At 38.5% G+C, this 23,596-nt stretch carries 28 protein-coding genes and 3 pseudogenes; 14 read left to right on the forward strand and 17 right to left on the reverse strand.

Annotated elements, in window-relative coordinates:
* Nucleotides 1-233: 233 nt before the first annotated feature.
* The 11 genes from C1E58_RS01510 to truA all read right to left on the reverse strand — a co-directional run bounded on the left by C1E58_RS01510 (nucleotide 234) and on the right by truA (nucleotide 9,854).
* Nucleotides 234-1,838: a CTP synthase gene (locus C1E58_RS01510; protein WP_105209093.1), complete on the reverse strand. Its 1,605-nt coding sequence runs from the start codon at nucleotides 1,836-1,838 to the stop codon at nucleotides 234-236.
* A 165-nt stretch (nucleotides 1,839-2,003) separates the two neighbouring features.
* On the reverse strand, nucleotides 2,004-2,585 hold the full coding sequence (gene rpoE, locus C1E58_RS01515; protein ID WP_105113268.1) for a DNA-directed RNA polymerase subunit delta: 582 nt from the start codon (nucleotides 2,583-2,585) through the stop codon (nucleotides 2,004-2,006).
* A gap of 155 nt (nucleotides 2,586-2,740) precedes the next feature.
* Entirely contained in the window at nucleotides 2,741-4,024 is a 1,284-nt protein-coding gene (gene tig, locus C1E58_RS01520; RefSeq protein WP_105113269.1) for a trigger factor, read from the reverse strand.
* Between the two features lie 114 nt (nucleotides 4,025-4,138).
* Entirely contained in the window at nucleotides 4,139-4,738 is a 600-nt protein-coding gene (locus C1E58_RS01525) for a DUF1349 domain-containing protein (RefSeq protein ID WP_105209094.1), read from the reverse strand.
* A gap of 134 nt (nucleotides 4,739-4,872) precedes the next feature.
* The gene (locus C1E58_RS01530) at nucleotides 4,873-5,709 is read right to left on the reverse strand and encodes an alpha/beta fold hydrolase (RefSeq protein ID WP_105113271.1); all 837 of its coding nucleotides are present in this window, start codon (nucleotides 5,707-5,709) and stop codon (nucleotides 4,873-4,875) included.
* A gap of 11 nt (nucleotides 5,710-5,720) precedes the next feature.
* A complete protein-coding gene (locus C1E58_RS01535) occupies nucleotides 5,721-6,722 on the reverse strand; it encodes an NADP-dependent oxidoreductase (RefSeq protein WP_105209095.1) in 1,002 nt (333 codons plus the stop codon).
* 76 nt (nucleotides 6,723-6,798) lie between these two features.
* Nucleotides 6,799-7,227: an Rrf2 family transcriptional regulator gene (locus C1E58_RS01540; protein WP_105209096.1), complete on the reverse strand. Its 429-nt coding sequence runs from the start codon at nucleotides 7,225-7,227 to the stop codon at nucleotides 6,799-6,801.
* 107 nt (nucleotides 7,228-7,334) lie between these two features.
* Nucleotides 7,335-7,898, reverse strand: a complete 564-nt coding sequence (locus C1E58_RS01545; protein WP_105209097.1) for a TIGR01440 family protein — start codon at nucleotides 7,896-7,898, stop codon at nucleotides 7,335-7,337.
* A complete protein-coding gene (locus C1E58_RS01550; protein WP_105209098.1) occupies nucleotides 7,879-8,364 on the reverse strand; it encodes an ECF transporter S component in 486 nt (161 codons plus the stop codon). Before C1E58_RS01550 ends, C1E58_RS01545 begins: the two co-directional genes overlap by 20 nt.
* The gene (locus C1E58_RS01555; protein ID WP_105209099.1) at nucleotides 8,354-9,115 is read right to left on the reverse strand and encodes a bifunctional hydroxymethylpyrimidine kinase/phosphomethylpyrimidine kinase; all 762 of its coding nucleotides are present in this window, start codon (nucleotides 9,113-9,115) and stop codon (nucleotides 8,354-8,356) included. The genes C1E58_RS01550 and C1E58_RS01555 overlap by 11 nt, the downstream gene beginning before the upstream one ends.
* Entirely contained in the window at nucleotides 9,105-9,854 is a 750-nt protein-coding gene (gene truA, locus C1E58_RS01560) for a tRNA pseudouridine(38-40) synthase TruA (protein WP_105209111.1), read from the reverse strand. The genes C1E58_RS01555 and truA overlap by 11 nt, the downstream gene beginning before the upstream one ends.
* A gap of 173 nt (nucleotides 9,855-10,027) precedes the next feature.
* Between truA and C1E58_RS01565 the strand changes: the two genes are divergently transcribed.
* The 3 genes and pseudogenes from C1E58_RS01565 to C1E58_RS01575 all read left to right on the forward strand — a co-directional run.
* Nucleotides 10,028-10,486, forward strand: coding sequence for a Fur family transcriptional regulator (locus C1E58_RS01565; RefSeq protein ID WP_105209100.1), 459 nt, complete (start codon nucleotides 10,028-10,030; stop codon nucleotides 10,484-10,486).
* 143 nt (nucleotides 10,487-10,629) lie between these two features.
* Nucleotides 10,630-12,498 carry a heavy metal translocating P-type ATPase gene (locus C1E58_RS01570; protein ID WP_105209101.1) on the forward strand — a complete coding sequence of 623 codons (1,869 nt, stop codon included), beginning with the start codon at nucleotides 10,630-10,632 and terminating at the stop codon, nucleotides 12,496-12,498.
* A gap of 103 nt (nucleotides 12,499-12,601) precedes the next feature.
* A pseudogene (locus tag C1E58_RS01575) lies at nucleotides 12,602-12,772 on the forward strand (site-specific integrase); the annotation flags it as partial.
* A gap of 423 nt (nucleotides 12,773-13,195) precedes the next feature.
* On the opposite strand, the gene C1E58_RS01580 reads toward C1E58_RS01575, so the two are convergent.
* Nucleotides 13,196-13,834: a hypothetical protein gene (locus tag C1E58_RS01580; protein WP_105209102.1), complete on the reverse strand. Its 639-nt coding sequence runs from the start codon at nucleotides 13,832-13,834 to the stop codon at nucleotides 13,196-13,198.
* 171 nt (nucleotides 13,835-14,005) lie between these two features.
* On the opposite strand from C1E58_RS01580, the gene C1E58_RS01585 reads away from it, so the two are divergent.
* From C1E58_RS01585 to C1E58_RS01640, 11 genes and pseudogenes are all read left to right on the forward strand, one after another.
* Nucleotides 14,006-14,419 (forward strand): hypothetical protein, encoded by a 414-nt coding sequence (locus C1E58_RS01585; protein ID WP_105209103.1) that lies wholly within the window; start codon nucleotides 14,006-14,008, stop codon nucleotides 14,417-14,419.
* A gap of 188 nt (nucleotides 14,420-14,607) precedes the next feature.
* Nucleotides 14,608-15,471, forward strand: coding sequence for a hypothetical protein (locus tag C1E58_RS01590; protein ID WP_105209104.1), 864 nt, complete (start codon nucleotides 14,608-14,610; stop codon nucleotides 15,469-15,471).
* A gap of 12 nt (nucleotides 15,472-15,483) precedes the next feature.
* Nucleotides 15,484-15,954 (forward strand): hypothetical protein, encoded by a 471-nt coding sequence (locus tag C1E58_RS01595; protein WP_105209105.1) that lies wholly within the window; start codon nucleotides 15,484-15,486, stop codon nucleotides 15,952-15,954.
* 89 nt (nucleotides 15,955-16,043) lie between these two features.
* Nucleotides 16,044-16,637, forward strand: a pseudogene (locus C1E58_RS01600) (otitis media-associated H10); the annotation flags it as partial.
* Entirely contained in the window at nucleotides 16,628-16,942 is a 315-nt protein-coding gene (locus C1E58_RS01605; RefSeq protein WP_105209106.1) for a hypothetical protein, read from the forward strand. The pseudogene C1E58_RS01600 and the gene C1E58_RS01605, both read left to right, overlap by 10 nt.
* 44 nt (nucleotides 16,943-16,986) lie before the next feature.
* Entirely contained in the window at nucleotides 16,987-17,376 is a 390-nt protein-coding gene (locus C1E58_RS01610; protein ID WP_105209107.1) for a hypothetical protein, read from the forward strand.
* Between the two features lie 9 nt (nucleotides 17,377-17,385).
* On the forward strand, nucleotides 17,386-17,709 hold the full coding sequence (locus C1E58_RS01615; protein ID WP_105209108.1) for a hypothetical protein: 324 nt from the start codon (nucleotides 17,386-17,388) through the stop codon (nucleotides 17,707-17,709).
* 24 nt (nucleotides 17,710-17,733) lie between these two features.
* Nucleotides 17,734-18,495 (forward strand): metallophosphoesterase, encoded by a 762-nt coding sequence (locus C1E58_RS01620; RefSeq protein ID WP_105209109.1) that lies wholly within the window; start codon nucleotides 17,734-17,736, stop codon nucleotides 18,493-18,495.
* A 106-nt stretch (nucleotides 18,496-18,601) separates the two neighbouring features.
* A pseudogene (locus tag C1E58_RS01630) lies at nucleotides 18,602-18,802 on the forward strand (tyrosine-type recombinase/integrase); the annotation flags it as partial.
* 420 nt (nucleotides 18,803-19,222) lie between these two features.
* On the forward strand, nucleotides 19,223-19,444 hold the full coding sequence (locus tag C1E58_RS01635; RefSeq protein WP_105106819.1) for an AbrB/MazE/SpoVT family DNA-binding domain-containing protein: 222 nt from the start codon (nucleotides 19,223-19,225) through the stop codon (nucleotides 19,442-19,444).
* Complete coding sequence (locus tag C1E58_RS01640) at nucleotides 19,441-19,848, forward strand: type II toxin-antitoxin system death-on-curing family toxin (RefSeq protein ID WP_105106820.1); 408 nt, start codon at nucleotides 19,441-19,443, stop codon at nucleotides 19,846-19,848. The genes C1E58_RS01635 and C1E58_RS01640 overlap by 4 nt, the downstream gene beginning before the upstream one ends.
* 269 nt (nucleotides 19,849-20,117) lie before the next feature.
* On the opposite strand, the gene C1E58_RS01645 is transcribed toward C1E58_RS01640, so the two are convergent.
* From C1E58_RS01645 to C1E58_RS01660, 5 genes are all read right to left on the reverse strand, one after another.
* Nucleotides 20,118-20,873: a hypothetical protein gene (locus C1E58_RS01645; protein WP_105107989.1), complete on the reverse strand. Its 756-nt coding sequence runs from the start codon at nucleotides 20,871-20,873 to the stop codon at nucleotides 20,118-20,120.
* Between the two features lie 53 nt (nucleotides 20,874-20,926).
* Entirely contained in the window at nucleotides 20,927-22,000 is a 1,074-nt protein-coding gene (locus C1E58_RS01650; RefSeq protein ID WP_238142209.1) for an AAA family ATPase, read from the reverse strand.
* A gap of 50 nt (nucleotides 22,001-22,050) precedes the next feature.
* Nucleotides 22,051-22,809 carry a DUF6414 family protein gene (locus C1E58_RS01655; RefSeq protein WP_105209110.1) on the reverse strand — a complete coding sequence of 253 codons (759 nt, stop codon included), beginning with the start codon at nucleotides 22,807-22,809 and terminating at the stop codon, nucleotides 22,051-22,053.
* A 232-nt stretch (nucleotides 22,810-23,041) separates the two neighbouring features.
* Nucleotides 23,042-23,320: a hypothetical protein gene (locus C1E58_RS11980; RefSeq protein ID WP_153047870.1), complete on the reverse strand. Its 279-nt coding sequence runs from the start codon at nucleotides 23,318-23,320 to the stop codon at nucleotides 23,042-23,044.
* A gap of 48 nt (nucleotides 23,321-23,368) precedes the next feature.
* Nucleotides 23,369-23,596 (reverse strand): topoisomerase C-terminal repeat-containing protein (locus tag C1E58_RS01660; RefSeq protein WP_193441729.1); only part of this gene is annotated, 228 nt, incomplete at its 5' end.

Below are 23,596 nucleotides of genomic sequence, written 5' to 3' on the forward strand. Positions count from 1 at the left end.
TATACTGTTTATACATTTTCATGCCTTTCTAGTTGTTTTGTGGTTATTATAATTATAAAGCATGAAATGGAAAACGAGCAACTCCTAATTGGAATTGCTCGTTTTTTTATATGTGAGAAGCTAGTTTTTGCCCAGCCTCTCGATTGTCGAAGTAATAAAAGATAAACTAAATGACGATAATCAAAATTTTTCGCATGATAGCAAAAGGTTGACCTAGGCCAACCTTCTTCATATTATTTTTCATTCTCAACCGCTGCTGTGACAAAGGCTGTGTAAAGCCCTTCTGGGCGGTTTGGTCGAGATTGGAGTTCTGGATGATACTGACAGGCCACAAAGAACTTATTCTCAGGGATTTCGACAATCTCAACCAAGCGGTTATCTGGTGATACACCTGAGAAAACAAAGCCAGCTGCTTCAAATTGTTGACGGAAGTCATTATTAAACTCGTAACGGTGGCGGTGGCGACGTTGGACAACTTCTTGATTGTCATAAGCTGCAGCTGCCTTCGAGCCACGTTTGAGTTTGCTTGGATAGAGTCCCAGACGGAGCGTTCCGCCCAAGTCTTCCACGCCAATTTGATCACGCATGATGTCGATAATCGGATACTTGGTTTCAGGATCTAGCTCAAAACTATTGGCTCCTTCTAATCCAAGAACGTGGCGAGCAAATTCCACACAGGTCAACTGCATGCCCAAGCAGACACCCAACATAGGCACATCATTCTCACGTGCATAGCGAATGGCTTGAATTTTCCCTTCTGTACCACGCTGACCAAAGCCACCAGGTACGATGATGCCTTGGGCTTGTCCAAGTCGGTCAGCAACATTTTCTGCCGTCAGGTCATTGGCATTGACCCAATCCAACTCAATCGCAGCATCGTTGGCATAGCCAGAGTGTTTCAAGGCTTCTACAACTGAAATGTAGGCATCTTGGAGCTCAACGTATTTTCCAACAAGGGCAATCTTGACTGTCTTCTTGAGATTCAAGACCTTGTCAACCATGGCAGACCAGTCTGTCATATCTGCAGGTGGCACATCCAATTGCAAATGGTCACAGACAATCTGGTCCATGTTTTGTGCCTGCATATTGAGAGGGATTTGATAAAGGTGTTCAACATCCAATGATTCAATGACAGCTTCTGGTGCCACGTCACAGAATTGGGCTAGTTTGTTTTTAATGCCTTGACCAGCTGGTTGCTCAGTACGAATCACCAACATATTTGGTTGAATCCCCAGACCACGCAGTTCTTTAACAGAATGCTGGGTTGGCTTGGTCTTCATCTCCCCTGCCGCCTTGAGATAAGGCAAGAGAGTGGTGTGGATGTACATGACATTATCAGAGCCAACATCTGCCTTCATCTGACGGAGGGCTTCAAGGAAGGGTAGACTTTCAATATCTCCGACAGTTCCCCCTACTTCTGTGATAATGACATCCGCATCTGTCGTACGAGCTGCTCGCTTGATTTTATCCTTTAGCGCATCCGTGATGTGTGGAATGACCTGAACAGTTGCTCCCAGGTACTCACCTTTGCGTTCTTTACGAAGGACTTCGCTGTAAATTTTACCCGTTGTGACGTTGGAATATTTGTTGAGGTTGATGTCGATGAAACGCTCATAGTGACCAAGGTCCAAGTCTGTTTCTGCACCATCATCTGTCACAAATACTTCCCCATGTTGATAAGGACTCATGGTTCCTGGGTCAATGTTGATGTAGGGATCAAATTTTTGGATAGTAACTTTCAATCCTCTATTTTTTAAGAGGCGACCCAAACTCGCTGCCACAATCCCCTTACCAATTGATGACACAACGCCACCAGTTACAAAAATATATTTTGTCATGCAAACTCCTCCTCTGCTGTCTTCTTAATGACGGGGTGTTTTTTAACCATCTTGAAGAAAAAACAAAAATAGCTCCCTATTGACTAGGGAGCTCCGACCTCAAAAGAGGTGCCCGATATTATCTTATCGTAATTTAATGGTCTTGTCAAATACAATTTTATATGACTACTCGTCAATACCTTCCTCATCTGAATAGTCATCATCCACCTCACCCAGATCAACTTGTTCATCATCCAATTCATCATCCGTGATAATTTCGTTGATTTCAGAGTCGTATGATTCTACTTCATCCTTTTCATCATCAGGATTTTCATCATCATATTCAGAAGAAGATCTGTCAGAGTAATCATCCTCATCTTCTGGATCATCATGACCGTAATCGATAGCATCTTCATCACCATCCATGAAGGCATTAACACGTTTTTTCTTACGTTTTGGTGCATCTTCATCATCTTCTTCAAGAGTGATTACTTCTTCATCGATTTCATCGATAGCATACCAAGAACGTAGTCCCCATTTGTTTTCACCAAGCGGAATAAAGCTGCCATCCACATTCAAATCTGAATAAAAGGTTGGTAAAGCTGCACGAATGTCGCTGTTTGATTTTTCAAGGTAGTTTTGAATTTCATTGACCAAGTCGTTGAAATACATTTCATTGTCGCGTCCACGTTCTTCTAAAATAGCACGCGCTACTTCAATCATGGAAAGTTCGCTTTTTTCTTGTCCTGCAAATACGTTAAGTTCCAAGGCTCTTCTCCTTTTTTGTCTTTCCTTTCTATTTTACGCTAAATCTGCTAATTAGTCAAAGATAAGTAAGAATTTTTATAAAAGAAAGGTCCAACTAGAAAAACTAATTGAACCTCATTTTCAACACTCGACCAAGCCAAGTGTCGTAATCTACATTATTTTACAGTTGCAGTGCTTGTGATTACTTCAACAGCTTTCTTGACAGCAATGTCGTGCTTAAGCATTTCTGGTGAAAGCAAGCTACGAACTTGTGCCACTTCCATACGGTAAGTAGCTGCCAAGTCTTCGATTTCTTTTTCGATTTCAGCGTCAGTTGCTTCGAAACCTTCAGCTTTCGCTACTGCTTCAACAACCAAGTTTGTCTTCGTACGTTTTTCAGCATCTGCTTCGTATTGTTTATGAAGGTCTTCACGAGTTGTACCAGTGATTTGGAAGTACATATCTGGTGAGATCCCTTGTTGTTGCATACCACCCAAGAATTCATTGATTGCACGGTGAACTTCTTCGTGGATCATTTCTTCTGGCAATTCAACGATTTCAGCGTTTTCTACAGCCAATTCAAGAGCTGCTGCTTCAACTGCATCGTCAAAGGCAACTTCTTTTGCTGCTTCCAATTCTTTACGGTACTTAGCTTTCAACTCATCAAGTGTTTCTACTTCTTCATCGATGTCTTTTGCCAATTCGTCATCCAAAGCTGGAACTTCTTTTGCTTTTACTTCGTGGATTTTTGTCACGAAGAGGGCTGGTTTACCAGCAAGGTCAGCTGCTTGATAGTCTTCTGGGAAAGTCACTTCAACGTTTACTTCTTCACCAGCTGCGTGGCCTACCAATTGTGCTTCGAAACCTGGGATGAATTGACCTGAACCAAGTCCAAGTGAGAAGTTCTCGCCTTTACCGCCGTCAAATTCAACGCCGTCGATTGAACCTACAAAGTCGATAACAACTGTGTCGCCTTCCGCTGCTGGGCCTTCTTTGATAACCAATTCAGCCAAGTTGTTGCGTTCGCGTTCGATTTTTGCATCTACTTCTTCGTCAGATACTTCTTTAGTTGCTTCTACTGAAACTGCCAAGTTTTTGTAGTCACCCAATTTTACTTCAGGTTTTGTCACAACTTCAGCAGTGATTGTCCAGTCTTGACCTTTTTCCATAGATACAACGTCAATTTTTGGTTGTGCAACGACTTCAAGACCAGCTTCAGCTACAGCTGCTTCATATGCTGCTGGTAAAAGGGCGTTTACTACATCTTGGTAAAGTGCTTCTTCACCAAATTTTTGGTTGAAAACGGCACGTGGCAAGTGACCTTTACGGAAACCTGGAAGATTGATATCTTTCTTAACTTTGTTGAAAACGCGGTCCAATTCTGGTTTGATTGCATCTTGACCGATTGTGAAAGTCAAAACGCCGCGGTTTGTTTCTTTTGCTTCAAATGATACAGACATTCTGTCATTCTCCTTAAAATTTTATTGCATACTCTTCATTATACCACAAATGACAGGGATTTCAACGATTTTATAATGGACTTTCGGGAAATGGCAGAGCTGGAAGCTAATCTTCTAATCTGGTTGTTGTCCATCATGGGCCTGCCACTTGCAGTCTGTCAAGCTCATTTCGGAAAAGACGGCTTCAAAAGAAGAATCTTCTGGCGAGCAGGCATAGATTCCAAAATGGATTTTTCCACCGCCTTCATGTAAGTGGCAAATCCGCATCTGCTCAAAATGGACACCATCTTTAGAGTTTTCAATGCAGAAATCACTACCCTGTCGGCTCAAACGGTAATAGATAGACTTGACAGAAGCGGGTATCTCCTGAGTTGCCCAGTCTGAAAAACCGTGATTGGTCACGACACTGCCCAAGTGCTGAAAGTCTTCATTTTCATACTCAATCGAGCCCTTAATCCAGTTTTCCGAATCCTGATAGACCACGACACCACACTGGTCAAAGCGGGTGTGACTATTGGAAAAATCTGTCTTAACAGTGAAGGAGAAATACTCTTCCTCCGTATCCATCAAGAGCAGGGGCGCATTGTCATTGACAAAATGATAATAAGTCTTCTGCCACAAATCCGTGTAGGCTTGGGTTGTGATTCTGATTTCCTTATCTGAAATCTGGTAGTTTTCTGGCTCTCGCACCCAGTAAAAATCTTTTGTGTTCATTTGATTTCCTTTCGTTGTAGATTATTATACAGACAAAAGATAAGGAAGACAAGTAACTCAATCAACTCTTTCAAAAGCAGGCTAAGGTGATTTTGGGGACGTTGCAGGCCTTGTATCATCAAGAGTAATAGGGACTATTTCTCCAAAAAGTCTATCAAGGCTGTTGAAAAGGCCTCTGCATTTTGGAAGATAGATCCGTGACCCGCATTTGGATAGATGATGAGTTGACTGTTTTTGATTTTCTCATGCATGATATAAGAGTTCTCAGTCGGAACTTGCATATCCTTGTCACCGTTGACGATCAGCGTTGGTTGCGTGATAAAGGCCATATCTTCTTGAGGATCTCTCCCCCAACGTTTGATAGCCTTCAGCTGTGTTAAAAATCCTGGGACATTCATGTCCTTGTCTGCATAGTCGGCTTTTCTTTCTCCCATACGACCCAAAACTTTTTCAGCTTCCAGGCGACCCGCTTCATCGTGGTTGTAGAAGATGTAGCGTTTTGGATCCACGCGCTCCAGACCTGCCTTCAGCATATAGCGGAAGGTTTTTCCTGTCACCTTATCGACTTCTACACCACCACGAGGACCTGTTCCTGCTAGAATCAAGCGGTTAACCATTTGGCTATCGAGACGAACGATTTCTTGGGCGATAAAACCACCCATAGAAAGACCAAGCAGGTTAATTTTCGTATGCCCCAAAGCCTTGATAATAGCATGAGCCTGCTCTGCCATTCCTGGAATAGTAGGTGCTACCTTGCCTTGACTGGCTCCGACCCCAGGCAAATCAAGGACGATGACATGTTCTTTTTCAGCTAGTAAGTCTAGCAATTTTGGATCCCAGTTGTCCAAGGTTGCGGCCAAATGGACCAACATGACCAAGGGCAGTTTAGACTTGCCCTTACCTAGTTCACGGTAGGCAATCTGATTGCCAGCGACAGTAATGTACTGATTTTTAGTTGTGATATAAGACATAAGTACTCCTACTATTCAAAACTGAGGACAGTTTTTCCACGTGAGCGACCGTTGGCTACCTTGTCCAAGGCTGCGTTGACTTCTTCAAATGGATAAACGGTATCGATAGACGGTTTGATTTCTAGTTTGCTGAAAATGTCTGCCACCTCTTGCAACTGTTGACCATTGCTTTCTACGAAGATGAAATGGTAGTGCACACCGTAGCTTTCCGCCATCTTGTCAAACTTGCGACCAACCAAGCCAAGCAGGATTTGTTTCCATTTTGGCAGGTTCATGCGTTTGGCAAAGACACCGTTTGGCATGGCACGGAGGGAAACCAGGTGACCACCTTTTTTCATGATTGACATTTGTTTCTCAGTTTCTGCACCGCCAAGTGTGTCCAAGACATAGTCGATTTGGGAGAGGGTTTTAGTATAATCTTCTGTCTTGTAGTCGATAAACTGGTCAGCACCCAACGCCAATACCCGCTCTGCATTTGCCCCGTCACCGTTGGTAATGACCGTCAAGCCCTTGGCTTTTGCAATGGGAATGGCCATACCACCGACACCACCAGTACCACCTGAGATGAAGATGGTCTTGCCAGCTTCTGCACCCATGAGGTTAAGAGCTTGCATAATAGTTAGGGCCGTAAGAGGAACAGCAGCCGCTTCCACATCTGTCAGATAGGCAGGAACTTTAGCAAGGGCAGCAGCCTCCACCGCTACATACTCGGCAAAGGCACCGATATTGTCGAGAGGAAGACGACCGAAGACACGGTCACCAACTGCAAAATGAGTCACGCTGGATCCGACTTCTGCAACCAAACCAACAACTTCATTGCCCGCTGTTTGTGGCAATTTGTAAGGCACAATCAACTTGACATCGCCACGAGAAATCATGTTGTCCAGAGGATTGACACCTGCCGCTGTCACTTTGACAAGGACTTGGTCTGGCTTGATGTTCGGTTTAGCAATGTCAGTTAGGTCGAGTGCGATATTGTTTTTGTTGTAAGATGTGTGTTGTGCTGCTTTCATGGTTTACTCCTTTTGTTGCACAACTTGTATCGGATACAAGTCTAAGTTGTGTGAAATAGAAACTGACTTGTGAAAGTCAGTTGGATGTTTTTGCCTCTTGATACAAGTTGGCAATGACCTGGGCCAAGCTTTCTTGGGATAATCTATCCTGCAAATCCTGCTCAATGGTCGCAAAGATTGGCTGGACAGCTCCTGCAATGTGCCGACCAACTGGGCAGGCTTGATTGGCGTGCTGGTGCTGTTGAAAGAGCTGGATATGCGTGACTTCCTGGGTGGCATAGTAGATGTCCAGGAGGCTGATGTCCGCCGGATCCTTGCTCAACTCATAGCCAGCCTTGCCCTGCTGGGACTGTATGATGCCTGCATTCTTCAAGAGAGCGATGACCTTGCGGATATAACTGGCATTGGTACCGACACTGGTTGCCAAGGCCTGCGATGTCATGACATCACTGCTCTCGCTAATCATGGTCAAAATATGCAGAGCTACTGAAAATTTGGTATCCATGGAGATCCTCCTTTTTGAACTTGTATCAATTACAAGAACAAATTTAGCATAAAGAAATCTACTTGGCAAGGATTTTGTTCAAAAAAATCACAACCTTCTGGCTGTGATTAATTTTTCCGTATCTGATCTTCCTGATAGGCCGCACGTGCTCCGCCGATCAGTTTGGGACGGCTGGCAAGAGCTGTAACATGGGCCTGGCCGATCTCACGCAAGCTCGGTCTAATTGGCACTTGGACGTGCTTGATGTGCATCCCAATCGCCGTATCACCGATGTCCACACCAGCCTGAGCCGTGATGAATTCCACTTCGACTGGATCCTTCATATACTTGAAGGCTGCCAACTGTCCAGACCCTCCTGCATGAAGGGTGGGGAGGACATTGACCATTTCCAAATCTTTCTGGATAGCCAATTCCCGCTCCACTACCAAGGCACGATTGAGGTGCTCACAGCCTTGGACAGCTAGGTAAATGCCCTTTGGTGTCAAAATATCTAGAATGGTTTCGACAACGGCTTCGCCAACTTCCAGACTGGAATTTTTGCCAATATGCCCACCAATGACCTCACTAGAAGACAAACCCAGTACAAAAATCTGACCCTTTTGCAGATTACTGAGGTCTAAGACTTCTTCAACGATTAGCTGAGTTTGTTCTTTAATCTTTTTGAGCGACATAGCGAATAGCTCCACTTCTCTCTACTAATTTGACCAAGGCAAATCCCAAGCCCATACCGACAAAGTTTTGCATGCTATTGCTTAAAACACTTTCAATGGCTTTCAGGTCATTAAAATAAAGCCGAGAAGCGAGGTAATAGCCCCCAACCATAGAGAGTGTGGACAAGAATAGTCCGACAATCTGCTTCTTGCCTGTCCATCCTGCAAAATAGCCCTGAGCACCGTGGAAAAGCAAACTAAAGAAAGCCCACTGGGGATAGCCCAACAAGAAATCAATCAGAAGCCCTGACAGTCCGCCGACAATGGCTCCTTCTTTCTTGCCCAAGTAAAAGGCTGTAAAGAACACTCCAACATCCAAGAGTGTCACAAAACCCGACGGTGTTGGCAAATGGAAGTGGGCCAAGACCAAGGTCAAGGCGGTTAAGATAGCTAATAATACAAGTTCTTGTGTCTTTTTATTTCTCATACTGAATTACCCCATATTGATCTGATTTTGAAATAGCTGTGTGGACAAAGTCCTTGGACAGTCGGACTGCCTCCAAAGAATTTTGACCTAGCAAAAGCTGACTGGCAATGCTGGACGCAAAGGTACAGCCTGCCCCCACATTGTTTTCCGAAAGTAGGGGAGACTTGAGCACCGCCACTTCCTGCCCGTCATAATAAACATCGACAGCCTGTGAACCTCCCAAGCGATTGCCCCCCTTGATGACCACCGACTTAGCACCCAAGTCATAAAGCGCCACCGCCGCCTGCTCCATCTCTTCCACCGATTGGATGTCTTTTTGGAGCAATAGCTGAGCTTCTGCCAGATTTGGCGTGATGATGCTGACATAGGGAAGGAATTTCAAGAGTTCATCCCTCAGCTGGCTGACCTCGGTATCATGCGTTTCCTTACAGACCAAGACCGGATCCAAGACCACTGGAATATCCTGATGAGCCTTGATAAATTCCAAGGCCTGCTCTGCTATTTCCACCGTCGGAAGTAAACCGATCTTAATAGCTGAAAAGGGCACATCCTTCAAACTAGCCAGCTGCTGAGCAAACACCGCTGCATCTGTCGGAATAACCTCAAAACCTTTTTCCGTCATAGCTGTCAAGCAGGTCACCGCCACAAAACCATGCAGGCCATGGACAGTGTAGGTGGTCAGGTCTGCATGGAGGCCACCACCGCTGAAAATATCATTGCCCGAAAGCGCCAAAATATACTTAGTCTTCATAGATAATCTCCTTTAGATAGAGCCCATTGCCTGCCGCAGTCGGACCTGCCAAACCACGATCTTTTTCTGCCAAAATCCGCTTAATCTGCCCAACAGGCATCCGACCATTACCAATTTTCAAGAGGGTCCCGACCATATTTCGCACCTGCTTGTACAAAAAGCCGTTACCTGAAAAGGTAAAAATCAAGAACTGGCGCCGCTGGTCGTACTCCATGGTCGCCGCCGTGATGGTCCGCACCTTGTCCTCGACTGAAGTCCCCGATGCTGTAAAGCCTGTGAAATCATGAGTCCCCACTAGGTCCTGAATAGCTTCTTCTATCAAGCTCAAATCCAAATCATAGGGATAGAAAGTCGCATAGTGCCGCATCATGGGATTCTTTGGTCGTCCAATGTCCACCAGAAATTCATAGGTCTTGCTGTGCTTGGCATAGCGGCAATGAAAATCATCCGCCACCTGCTCCACCTGGACCACATCAATATCTTCAGGTGTTTGGGTATCCAGGGCAAAGCGGAGCTTCTCAACATCTCGACTGCCAGCCAAGTCAAAGTGGATGACCTGACCGTAGGCGTGTACTCCAGCATCTGTCCGACCTGCACCATGAACGGTCACTGGCTGGCCACTATTCAATCTTACTAACGTTTTTTCGATTTCTTCCTGAACTGTACGAGCATGGGGCTGGCGCTGAAAACCAGAAAATTCATGTCCGTCGTAGGAAATAATTGCCTTATATCGTGTCATGGTCTGATTGTAGCACAAGCAAACTTGTAAAAACAAGCCTAGAAAGCGCAAACTGTCCTAGCACAGATGTTCGGTTCACCTATAGGATTGACATAGTTTAGGAAATACACTATAATGAAAGTAGCTATTGAAATTTAGAATTATTATTATTACCTACAGGAAAGGAGGTAAGCATGACCCATCATCATAGTAGTGACCACCAGGCTGATTTTGACCATGTCATTCAACACCTTAAAGAAAAAGGAGTTCGGATCACTTCGACCCGCAAGGCCGTTATCGCCTATATCATTGAAAGTGACGACCACCCAAGTGCTGAAATGATTTATCAGGATCTTCTACCAGACTATCCAAGCATGAGCCTGGCTACTGTTTACAATAATTTAAAACTTCTTTTAGAAGAAGGCTTTGTCACAGAGATCAAACGAACCAACGATAATACGACCTATTATGACTTTATGGGACATGATCACCTCAATATCATTTGTGAAGTTTGCGGGAAAATCACAGACTTCATGGACATTGAACTTCCTAGTCTGAAAAAAGAAGCCCAAAACCAAACAGGCTATAAAGTAACCAAAGAAGTCCTATCTATCTATGGTATTTGTCCTGAGTGCCAATCTAATAAAGCGTAGAATAGCAGAGCGAAATTCATTCGCTCTTTTTTCTTTCCTTGGAATTGTCTGAAAAATCTTATTTAGAATTATTATAATTAACCTTGACATTTTAATTATAATTGTTATAATTAAAGCATAGAAAGATATTTCGAGGAAGATTTATGACACTGACACAACAATTTAAACAAAATAGCCACGTTATCACGACCGCTCTCTGCCTAGTATTTATCCTAGTAGGAATTCTCCTGCTACAGACTGAGCAGGGATGGGCACCCATCCTCTTCATTCTAGCCTTTGTCATCGGGGGCTATCAGTCCGCCAAGGAAGGTCTGACTGAGCTGTTTTTTGACAAGCACCTGTCTGTCGACCTTCTCATGATTTTGGCTGCTATCGGCTCTGGCCTCATTGGCTACTGGATGGAGGGGGCTCTACTCATCTTTATCTTCTCCCTTTCTTCTACTTTGGAAGAGTTGGCTATGGAGAAAAGCAAGAATGCTATCGCCGCTTTGATGAATATGACACCTCCAACGGCTCGTAAAATCGAGGAAAATGGTGATATTACTGTCTTGGATACGGCCGACATTCGCATCGGTGACCTCCTACAAGTCCGCAAGGGCGACACGGTCCCACTGGATGCAACCCTCATCAGTCCCCAATCCATCTTTGACGAATCCATGATTACAGGCGAGCCGCTTCCTGCGGAAAAAGCAGCTGGTGCGGCTGTTATCGGCGGTACTATCAACCAAGGGCCAACGGTGACCGTTCAAGTTACAGCTGAAAAAGGCGACGCCCTCTTCGATAAAATCGTCCAAATGGTTGAAAATGCCCAAGAATCCAAATCAAAAACGGCGACTTTTATTGAAAATATGGAAGATACCTATGTCAAGGTTGTTTTGGTGGTGGTGCCGCTCTTTATCCTCTTTGCTCATTTTGCTCTGGGTTGGGACTGGTTGACTGCCTTCTACCGTGGCATGATTCTCTTGACTATTGCTTCTCCATGTGCACTTGTGGCTTCTTCTTCACCGGCGACACTTTCTGCCATCAGCCGTGCGGCACGCAAGGGCATGATTATCAAGGGTGGTGACATCGCGGATAAGATCGCCAATCTAGAGGCCATCGTCTTTGACAAGACCGGTACCCTGACCATTGGTAAACCTGAAGTTGTAGGTGCGACCTATCTTGGCGATGAGGAGCTTATCAAGCAGGTTGTTCAAGCAGTTGAAAAACAATCTAGTCACCCGATCGCTCAAGCTCTCATGACCTATACGGCTGATAGCTCTGCTATTGCCCTCCAAAGCCTAGATGACGTGACCGGAAAAGGCTTGGTGGCAGGCTATGAGGACGACAGCTGGAAAATCGGTAAGGCAGGCTTTGTGGTGGATAGCTTGGTCAGTCCCCTGTCTGCGGACTTAGTTGCACAGATTGATGAGGCGGAGTGCACGGGGAAAACCCTGGTCTACGTCAGCCAAAATGATGTGCTTGTGGCGATTTTTATGGTGGAAGATAGTTTGAAGCCAGAGAGTAAACTCCTTATCTCTCAACTGAAAGAAATGGGGGTGACACCCATTCTCCTGACAGGTGACCAAGAAAAGACTGCTCGCTATGTGGCTAGTCAGGTCGGCATTGATCGGGTCATTGCCAACTGCCTGCCGACGGATAAGGCTGCTGTTATCCAAGAACTGCAAACCGAGTTTGCTTCTGTCGGTATGGTGGGCGACGGTATCAACGACGCTCCTGCCCTTGCTCAAGCCAATGTCAGCTATGCCATGGGAAGCGGTACGGACATCGCTATGGAGTCAGCCGACATCGTGCTCATGGAAGACCTGACGAGAATTCCTTACTCCATTCGTCTCTCTAAGAAAATGCGGGGCATCATCAAGCAGAACATCATCTTTGCTCTATCTGTCATTGCTCTTCTTATCATTTCCAATCTCTTCCAGTCTATCAATCTGCCGCTCGGCGTAGTCGGACACGAAGGATCTACCATTTTGGTGATCTTGAACGGACTTAGACTCTTGTATTTTAAATAATAGAAAACCGCCGGGCAACTGGCGGTTTCAAATTGAAGACAAACATTGTAAATCATGTTTATTCTTTCTATTTTATGGAGAAAAATAAATATGGCCATAACTTAAGTCACGCCATACTGGAGCAACTTTAGCCAAACAAGCAGGAATGAGCCTAGAAGCCATTTCAGAGGCATTAACTCATAGTGACACTATAACAACGAAGACTTATGTCAACACTTCAAATGTTGTTCCAATGGCAGTTGGAGAAATTGCCTACCGAAATCTGAAAAAATAATGGTGTGAATTTTGCTAAAAAATCATCAAAAAACACCCCATGGTGTGAACCATGAAGTGCTGTAAATGCTGTAGTGTAGCTGGTTCTTAACGTTTTGAGAACTGGCTAGCTTTACGTGCTTTCTTAAGACCTGGTTTGGCTAATCCAATATCTAAACTAGCTCATATTCCTTTATTTAAGCTATTTTGGGTCTAAATTTTCTTACAAACTTTTAACGAATTTCAAATAGTTTTATCTAAATAGGGCAATTTTACCATAAAATTAAGATAATACAAGTCAGGTATATCAATAATTTGCCCTATTTCCTAAACTGATATGAGTAAATTCAAATACCATCCCTACTCTCAAAAGTAAGGATGGTATTTTAGGTTTTTATTGCGTGACTCCCTTCACACTAAAAAAGGTAAAAGATAAGTTAGTGTATTATTTTGTATTTTTCGCTCCACCATTATGACTATTTGGTCGAACAAACTTAATATTCTTATTATCATTTATAAACGGTATAACCACATGATTACCTACAACTTTTTCCATTTTTATAGCATTATCATCTGTATTTTGATCAGAGATAATAGGAAGTATAATCATACGTTCATAAAACTTATTCAGGTTTAGAGATAGGATATTTAACAATTCTTTAGCTTTCATTTTGGGTGAAGATTCCAAAGTTTTTTCCATTATATACTCAAGGTATTCACTTGACACACCTTTTTCAAAATATATTTTATTTGCCCAGTCACCGTCTACACTAGATTTTCCAACTTCAATAATATCACCGAAAGAACTAATACCAATAAATACAAAATTAATATTAGAACCATTCGAAGATTCTAACCCAGTTATGTCAGAAAGCTCTTTATTCGTAAAAGCCGTCTTAATATTTCCTCTTATTCCGTTAGGTCCAGTTTTTTCTACCTCATCCCATGCTTCTTTATAAACTGTACAGGAAAAAATTTTATTTTTATCAATATATTCCAATAAATCACTTTCCTTTAAACGTTCAATCAATGCTTTTGAAGTTTTCGCAGAACTCCATATTTGTTGTAATTTATTATCAGACATATATTCTACCTCCTTTTAACTATTTTTATACTTTTTCCCAATCAATATAGAGAAAAAACAGTTAGATTACAAGCGCTTTTATGATATAATTATAGTAAAAATAATATCTACTTTCAATGTAATTGTTAAAATCCTAAAAATATCTTTTATTAAAACTTGAGAGGAGGAACTATGACTTCAATAACATTTTTAGATAAGCCAAATATCCTAGTTTTTAAAATCAAAGATGATAGCGTAGTAGCTTATAATACTCTTCTAGACTATTCAGAATCTGATTTTGTTTTTCCAGTTCTAGATAAATGGGTTGAGGGAGGTAATGATTTTGAATATATTTTTAGCAATGATGTTCTCGTAATTCCTGACCCTCGTTCTCTTCCAAATCATGAAGAATATAAAGCATACTTTAGTACAGATATGCTGTCAACTTCCACTAATGGTGAATGGTTCGCCTGTTTTGGAATCAGTCAAAAAAATGAAGGGGCAATAATTGCTGGAAATATTCAATTAGACCAGTTGCTTCATCTTAAAAAACATTTTACAATTAAGAATCATAAAAACCAATATCTCCAAATAAAATATCTATAAGATCTTGTTTAAGCACTTCATTCTAAATGAAATGCTATTTTTATATATTGAAAAAAGCATTTTTCATTACAACACATTATTTACTATAGAAAAAAATTTTTTATTTTTTTAAAAAATAATTGAAATCTACTAAATTTGTGGTACAGTATATGTATAGTGGTGTTAACACATTTTTCAGGAGGGTTCCTATGGAAAACAAAAAAATTATTAAATGGCTTAACTACTGCGATAGTCAAAATATCAAACCGTGGTTATGGGATTTCAAGAATTGTTATTCTGATGATTTATCAACAAATAATCTTTACAACAATCTAAAATACAAGTCTTATGAACTAGACAGTCCAACCAAGTTCTGCGTAACAGGAAAAAGTGGCGAAGATGCTGATTGTGATAAAGAAGCCTTCTACTTATATAACATTTTAGGTTGGCAAAATACAACCGAAGATATTATTAGAGGGGAAACGATGAATTCCTTTATTACAACTTTTAACGAAGCTATAAAAGATAGTTCTGATTATGGCACTTTATCAAAAGTATTAGGAATAAAAGAAAAAGAACGCCATATTTCATATTCTACCCTCTATCAAAGTCAAAACTATCTAATGTTTGATAACATTCAAAATAATTTAGATGATTTCCAAAAGTTTGCAACCTTAACCCATACAATTGGAAATTTTACTGTCCTTCCCAGCTGGATGAATACAGGTCGATATTATTTTTCTAGGGACTATTGGGATATAACTTTACTGTCATTACAAGAATGGTTAAATATTTTGTCTCCTGACGCATGGACCAATTTTGTTGAAACATACTACTTACAACCTTACGTTAATACCGAATACAATGTAGAATTATTTTGGGAAGGTCACGATAAAAAAATCCTTCCAAAAAAAGAAAATTATCCAGTTTTTCTTAAAAAAGTCAATGAGCGGATCGAAGAACGTGGCAAGTATATGATTAAACAAATTTGTAATAAACTAAATAAAACAGATTTCAACTTCTATACAGATCTTGAAACAATGGATAGAATTAAATTCTCAAACGAACTTTAGAAAGGAAAATGTATGACTAGGGTATATAAGAGTGTCCGCCTTGCATACGAAGCAAAAGTATGGATAGATGAGTTGATTCAGGAGAAAGAGCGAAAAATACAAGAACTCAATAAGGAGGATTTCCAAAATAAACTTGAACAAACACTCCTTGCAAATCACTTTGATGATTTAAACGGTATTTCATTCAATATCATACTAAAAGCTTCAATAGGGAGCATTATAGAAGAATCTTACAGAAATACTAAACACTATTCTATCGATAATTGGCAAAAGCTACGCCAACAGATGGAAGCAGACGTAAAAAATGTTAATCCTAACTTAGAAACCACAGTTACCCCCCGTATTTATTTAGACGAGGATGTACTTGCTGGACTTGATGATTTCCGCTATGTTCTGATGAAAGAGGACAGTGCTACTAGGCTACCTCGACTTAGCTACATTATCAAACTTGTTGTATATTCTTACTGGAAAGAACAACACTAATCTAAGCAGTTCTCCTGTTTAGATTTTATCTCTCAATAAATGTATATTTGTTGTACTACTCATATCGTTTTAAAAGAAAGAAATAACCTATGTTTAAATTAAAGCAAGTTGCTGACTTAACAAGAAATTACATTATTTCAAGTCTCCGATTAAGAGTATTCCAATGGTTGATACTAGGACTGACGGTCTGTACTCTATTTACTATTATCGTAAATATTAGGGCACCTGCTTTTCTTCAAATCCCATTCTTCTTACTAAGTGGTTTTGTTATATATAAAATCCACCTTAAATTAAAACATTTCAGATATAACCTGGATTTTTATTTAATAATTAGAGAAAGTTTATTGTATGTGCTATATACTAACCGACTTTATACTGCTCAAAAAGATAGTACAGGGCATGAAAAAATTATTAGAAGTGCAACCTTAGAATATGAGCTAGATAGGCAAAAGGGTCACGTACTTATCAAAGCTCTGATTACAGGCGATGAATTTAGCAAAAAAGTACAGTCACTTGATGATGTCCTTGCTGGAGTTCTCGAACTTGAATTAGACGAGAAAATTATCCGTCCTAGTTTTGTAGAGTACCACTTTTACTACAAAAAACCAGAAAGATTAACCCTACAATCTCACAGCCAAAAACAAATGATTAACAACCATAATATTGATTTAGGATACGGAATAATGATTTTTTGAAACCTGAGCTCCTTGGTAATCGCTTCTTTGCCGTAAAAGGATATACTGAGGTCTTAGACAGAGAAACAAATAAACCAATAGCTTTACGCCTCAATGTATCAATTCAAGATGAAACATCTGATTTCTTTATGGAAATGATTCAAGTCAAGGTCAACACGTTAACCCCTACTGCTTCTATTCAAGAAATGGCAAACAACAAGACTTGTCCTGTTGCACTTAAAGATTTGAATGTTGGACAATTCAATGGCAATCTTTGGTTTGCTTGCTCTGATGTTATCTCAGCAGAAAAATAATATGTTATAATAATTAAAAATCTATTTATTAAAGGAGAAAAACTATGCAAATTTTTACTTATAAAGACTTCCTAAAAGATAAAGGAATCATTACTTTTGAGCAAGCTGAAAAGATTTATGATGCACTCATTAAATCTGTGAATATCCATGACCCAGAATTCTTAGAAAACTGGAAATATCTTATTGAGTTATGTGCCCAGTATGCTGAAGCACGTGGTAAATACTTAACTATACCAATTGCTGAAAATGAATCTGCAGGCCAGTCGAGAAGCCGTATTCATAATTCGATTATTAGACAACTTAAAGCTATCAAAGGAGACGCTGAGAAACTTGGAAATGATACATCATGGTTTGATGAATTTCATGACGATAGAAAACGAATGGGGGATTTTGCTAATTACTTAAATTATGTATACGCAGTAAATGCAAGATAGGAGAAACCAATGATTGAAGATGTCAACTCCTATTCTCATCCTCCTGGAAAATATACCGCTTCAGAATTACAAGCAATAAAAGATTTATTAGAAGTAATGATATTTTTTATTGATGATACTCCTCATACTAATAATAAACGAATTTGGTTTGAGCCACTCAAATATTGGAAAAATACAAATTATATAATGTTCTCACACCAAATTGACTTTCATTCTTTACACCGTATCGCTGAAGAAGATTTAAGTTGGGAAGGTGGATATAAGTTCGAACCTCAACAAATTGAGGATATATTAAAGTGGATGCAAACTCAAGAATGGATAAGAAATGAGTAAGAAGCCATTTCAGTAGGAGATTTTATGTCTAAAATTTATGCCATGTCCGATATTCATGGACATTATGATGAATTTATTGAAAGCCTGTCAAAAGTGGATTTATCTGATACGGACAATCGACTTATATTGCTTGGCGATTATATAGATGGCGGTTCACAATCTTTTCAAGTTATCTCAAAAATCATTGAACTAGAAAAGAAGTTTCCTGACCAGGTTATCACTTTATTAGGAAATCATGAAGAATATTTTTCTGAGTGGTTATTTGAGGAAGACGGAGCTTCTAAATATACTTCCTATGATACTATAATTAGTTTCATTGGTCAGAAAAAGCGAAAACATATCGTTGATACAGTTGTATCAGATTTTTCTATATCTGATGAAGAATGCCTAGTTCAAATTGACAAGAAAATAAGAGACTGTATTACTTCTGAATATCCTGAAATAGTAGATTGGTTTAAAAATAAATATTTTAATTCAGAACGTTTTTATGAGACTGATAATCAAATATTTGTCCATGCTGGAATTGATGAAGAGTTCGGAGAAAATTGGAAACTGTATTCTAAGCCTGATATTTTTACTAACAAATTTCCAGCAAGTATCGGATATTTTTATAAAGATATTATTTCAGGACACATTGCTTCTTCAGAGGTTGCAAATGACCCAAGCTATATTGGGAAAATCTACTATGACCAAAAAAGTCATTATTTTATTGATGGTTGTGTTGGCAAAAGTCATATCATACCCGTTCTTTGTTATAATACCGTCACTCAATCATATAACTACTAGGAGGGTTACCTATGCAATATTTTATTGCTGACACTCATTTCTTTCATGAAAATATTATTTTATCTTGTGATAGATCTTTTTCAAATGTGGAAGAAATGAATAATACTATCCACGCTTAAAACACGCCACACCACACAAATTACGCCACACAGGAGCAACATTAGCTAGACAAGCAGGAACATCACTCGAAGCTATTTCTGCAGCTCTAACGCATAGCGACACTATCACAACTAAGACTTATGTCAATACTTCAAACGTTGTTCCAATGGCTGTCGGAGAAATTGCCTACCGTAATCTTAAAAAGTAATGGTGTGAATTTGGTGTGAAAAGTGGTGTGAATTGTGATAAAAAACGTCAAAAAAACACCCCATGGTGTGAACCATGAAGTGTTGTAAATGCAGTATTGTAGCCGTTTCTTAACGTTTAGAGAACTGGCTAGCTTTACGTGCTTTCTTAAGACCTGGTTGGAGCATCTTTTATTTCAATCAATTTCAAAACCTTTTAATATCAACGTTTACACGAGTTTTCAAAACTCAAAATTTCATCCAATTTCAACTAATTTCATCAAAATAAGGTAAATTTTCAATCAAAATATGCAAAATCGGACCAGAAAATATAAAAGTTTACCTTATTCTTGATTCTAGAAAATGTGTCAAACAGAAGTATTCACTTTTAATTTTTGTATATATCATGTATAATGTATTTACAAATACAGGAGGTATATCCGATGAATGTTTTATTACGCAAAACAGGTAACAGCACTGTTATCACTATCCCAAACGCTATAAAAGAAGCACTTGGTGCAGAAATTGGTGAAGAAATCGAATTCGTCACTTCAGGAAATAATGTCATTATTCGTAAAGCTGAGCCAAAATTTGATTTTGATAGAGAACTTGAAAAAGCCATGAATCAATACGATGAATTATTGAAAGAGTTGGTAGATAAATGAAATACCTAACCGCCGAAGACATTATCAAAATCAATGTCATGGTTATTGGAAGATATTCCCCAAAAGAGCCCGTTGGGATTGCTGATTCAAACAGCCTACAGATGATTATTGAGCAGCCAAAACAAGAGATTTTTGGAAAAACACTCTATCCCGACATTTATAGTAAGGCTGCCATTATCTGGATAAACCTGATCAAAAAACACCCATTTAAGAACGCCAACAAGCGAACTGCAGTGCTTGCTTTACATATGTTTCTAGCAATGAATGGATATCAATCCAATCTTTCCTTAAACGATGGACTGGAAAAAACGATTGATATTGCTACGTTTCAAGGTGACTTCGTGGAATTAAAAGATAGGATTATCCAGTTTTTGAAAGAAGAAAATCGAGTATACAAAAAATAGAAAAGTGGTTATCGACCAAAGTTGATATCCACTTTTTACTTTCTACAGTATTCTTATTACCAATAGTAACCTGACTGCAATTACTTATCAACATTGATTGCAGTCATTTTTACTTAGACTCAGCCAAACTAAATCAGAGTTCAGGTAATTCTAGGATTTCTAGGAGGCCATCACTAATAAGTTCAGTTAATGATGCAGCCATATGTTCGTTTACTTTCTCTGAGTATTATTTTTATAATATTCACTAAAGAAGTCTATTTACATTGAGCTTAAGAGATAATTATTTTATTTTCAAAAAGATATTGTTCACATTTTTTAAACTGATCATAATACTGTTGTAAATCTTTTGCATTTTTATTTAGAGCATCTACTCTATCAATTACTTCAAGATAATAATTCCCGACTATATTTTTTAAATAGACAAGTAATAATAGTTTAAATGAACCATCTTCTCCCTCGAATAGACAAAAGATAAAATGAGATTGGTTTTCATTTGGGTTATTTGAAATAAATGATTTAGGAAATATGTAATTCTCATGATGTAAATCATCTGGTTTAAAAGAGTTAGTATTTTCGTTTAAATGTATATGTACTGCATTAAACGAAAAATAATCACTATCTATAGTATCTATATTTAGATTATTTTCTTTAACATACGGTGTAAGCATATAGGTAGACTTTATTGTTCCTGAATTTTCATACATCCTGATTCTAGGCACCTCGATTTCCTTCTCCGCACCATTGAATGAAGCTTTTACTTTCGACTTACCTTCTATTTTATAAGAAATAGATAGCTTAGCTCTCCTATCAGTTTTCAAAACATTAATTCTTTCTATGTATACAGTAATTATACTAATAAGAAATGCCAAAAATGCAATTGGTTCACTTATAACCTGCTTATAAACATAAACAATTATATTAACTAATAATTCAACACCTGATACTTCAGACTGCCTCAATACATAAATCAATAAGGATAGCGCCACCCAGAACCAAAAATTTTTATAGAAATATTGTTTTTTCAAATTAAGTTCACCACCTCATGTTTCTATCGTATGTTCTCAGAGAATTAACATAGTCAGCATGATTTATCCTTTATAATTACTTCCAATAGCTTATCTGCAACAATATCTTCAACATACTTTCTTATCGCTCGAACGTTAGGAAGTGCATTTAATTTAGATTCCAAGATTTCTAAAATCTTAACTTCATCTAAATATCCCTTATACTCCTTAGTCATGGATTCTGAGTCAATAATTTTTGAATAGACTATCTTTGAAATCTGCCTTTTCTCATCAAAAGATAAAGGAGAAAATTTAACAAAACCATCGAATCGACTTAATAATGCTACATCAATATTATTCTCCATTTCTGAAAGATTTTTAAAATTAGATGTGCAAATAATGATTGAGTTACTGAGATCTACCTTATAATTTTGGTCCTCATAGATGCCTTCATCAAACATTTGAAAGAAGGTACTATGAAAAAATGCAGGTGCCAGAGCAAACTCATCAAGCAAAATAACATTAGATTCTCTGTTTAATAATGTTTTAGAAAATGAGTCTTCGCTATGATTTGTTGATTTAAAATATTTTACGCTTGATTCACCACCAACCATCGACATTTGTTCTCTAATAATATTGTCATTCCCATATAGTGTCGTTGATAGTTGTTTTGCTGTCTCCGTTTTTCCAATCCCTGGTTCACCATAGAACATTAAAACTAATGGTTTTGAACTTGGACGTATTAGTTGAGCAACTAGTTTTCTTAATAAACTTTTCTTAGCTTCTCCTTGGCCAATTATATTTTCATTTAAGTCATGTATAACGTCTTGAAACTGTTTCTTTTCAATTTTCTTAAAAGTACTTTGTTCAATATGTACACTCTCTGAAGGAATTTGTTGCCTAATTAAGTGGAAAAATTTTTTAGGCGGATTATGAAGGTACACTTCTAGAATATCGGCAAATTCAAATATTTTTACTAATAAATCGATATTTTCAAAAACTAAACTTGTCGATAACGAATATGAGTCCATCCTAAAAACACAGTAATCCTTTCCCACTAGTGGTTCTGCTATTTCCTGAATTTTAGCTCCATTTGTCCAGTTTATAAGTACTTCATTAAACGAAACGTAGTTATCTAATTTAGCCACTCTTTCATTAAACTTTTGAACCGGCTCAAAAAAAATATTAAATCTTACCATTACACACCTGCCACTAGAACATCATATATCGGTATTTTCTCATTATCTTGTTCTTCATCAAAGTCAGTTCCAAGTTGCGACCGCCTATTGCTTGATAATCTATCTATCATGGTATTAAAACTTAAATCAATCGAATCTACTTCTCCAACCTTAATTCCATAGAGTTTGATATCCATCTTGGTTAAGTCACTCAACGTATAATTATTACGTAGACCCGATATATTGAATCTAAAAACACTTTCTTTACTCTCAGAGCTAATACCCCTAATTTCATAATATCCAGAAAGTCGGTCTAAAGTTCGTTCAATATTCTTTATTTCAATACCTTGAAAATTATTTTTATCATCATCCGTAATACTATTCATTTTAGTAATATCACTAATCATATCGAGAACAGGAGTGATGTTACGGTAAAAAGCAGGAGAATCTTTTTCAATAAACAACTTAACGTTATCTAAACATTCTACTTTTGAAGAACCTTTTTTATTGGTTACAAACTTTTTAAAGTTACTTAGCAATGTAGAGGTAATCTGTGATTCTACTACACCACTTCGTTGATATGAAGCATTACCAGAGAGTCCTATCTTAAATCGAGAAAAGAAATTCATACCAACCCTTCCCTCGGCATCTACCTCAACCATATTTTCGGACACACGTTTTATGATATCAGATTGTATCCCATTTTGATGTAATTCTAAAAAATCAAAAACGGCTTGCTCATCAAGATTAACAATTTTCCCAGCAAAAAAATTGGCCATTACTTCCTCCTTGTTACTATATTTTCAGACTATTTGAGCAATCCTATTATACCAAAATTCCTAAAAACTACTCCTCTACGTACTTAAATCACTAAACTCAAAAAATTATTATTTAATCTCTATATCCAGAGAATAGATAATTGTAACAACTTCTTCCACTTCACAATGCACCTTAAAACGCCCTAGAAATCTAGAGCGTTTTTGTATTGATATTAAAATAAAATGGCTTTTATCAACTAACAGTTTTCAACTTTGCTCCGAAAATAGAATAAACTAACAATCCCAATCCAACTAGATAGATTAGATAACCCAATCCAGGAGTTCCGAATCTATAAACATAAAATGGATTCCAAATTAATACTGAAGCAATTTCAATAATTGCATAACGTCTTACATTATTTGTATTACCTTGTAATAAATTTGATACTAGTAAAAATGCAACTATCCATATTACCGATGAAACTATAGGATGATCAGCAAAAGCTGGTGTCGCAAGCAAGAATTTATTCATAATATTGAATGGCAATAGTTGCGAAATTACCAACAACACATTTTATGTTTATTTTGAGAAAGATATAAAATCAATATATCCTTTTTCTCCGATTTTTACAACGGCATTGTAGGACTTTCTATCTTTTGTTTTGATTCCTTTTACCAGGGTTTCTTTTCCCTCCAGTAATTCTTTTACATTCGTTTTGGTTAGTTTTTTCTTTCTAAAATGTTCAGCTAAAGTAAACTTACATTCAGGATAATTTGAACAACCATAAAACGATTTTTTTAATACAAT

Source organism: Streptococcus suis (genome assembly GCF_002964575.1).
GTDB classification, from domain to species: Bacteria; Bacillota; Bacilli; order Lactobacillales; family Streptococcaceae; genus Streptococcus; species Streptococcus suis_R.